Origin of the sequence: Streptomyces vulcanius (genome assembly GCF_042653945.1) — a bacterium.
Taxonomy (GTDB): Bacteria; Actinomycetota; Actinomycetes; order Streptomycetales; family Streptomycetaceae; genus Streptomyces; species Streptomyces mangrovi.
The window spans coordinates 1-654 of the sequence record NZ_JBHSFK010000137.1 but is presented as its reverse complement, the minus strand read 5'-3'; the positions used below and the strand labels follow the sequence as shown (position 1 = coordinate 654).

Below are 654 nucleotides of genomic sequence, written 5' to 3'. Positions count from 1 at the left end.
CGGATGACTGCTTCTTCGGCGGTTTCGCGGTTTTTGAGGGTGTCGAAGGCGCCGTCGTTGAAGATGTTGCAGTTCTGGTAGATCTCGACGAGTGCGGTGCCGGGGTGGGCGGCGGCCTGGCGGAGGACTTCGGTGAGGTGTTTGCGGTCGGAGTCGATGGTGCGGGCGACGAAGGTGGCTTCGGCGCCGAGGGCGAGGGAGACGGGGTTGAAGGGGGCGTCGAGGGAGCCCATGGGGGTGGATTTGGTGATCTTGCCGACTTCGCTGGTGGGGCTGTACTGGCCCTTGGTGAGTCCGTAGATGCGGTTGTTGAAGAGGAGGATCTTGAGGTTGACGTTGCGGCGGAGGGCGTGGATGAGGTGGTTGCCGCCGATGGAGAGGGCGTCGCCGTCGCCGGTGACGACCCAGACGCTGAGGTCGCGTCTGCTGGAGGCGAGTCCGGTGGCGATGGCGGGGGCGCGTCCGTGGATGGAGTGCATCCCGTAGGTGTTCATGTAGTAGGGGAAGCGGGAGGAGCAGCCGATGCCGGAGACGAAGACGATGTTCTCCTTCGCCAGGCCGAGTTCGGGCATGAAGCCCTGGACGGCGGCGAGGACGGCGTAGTCACCGCAGCCGGGGCACCAGCGCACCTCCTGGTCCGACTTGAAGTCCTTC

Annotated in this window: 1 protein-coding gene; it reads right to left on the bottom strand. The window is 65.4% G+C overall.

Annotation, left to right across the window (positions count from 1 at the left end; genetic code table 11):
- Window positions 1-654 (bottom strand): 2-oxoacid:ferredoxin oxidoreductase subunit beta (locus ACFPIH_RS56370; protein WP_381188178.1); only part of this gene is annotated, 654 nt, incomplete at both ends.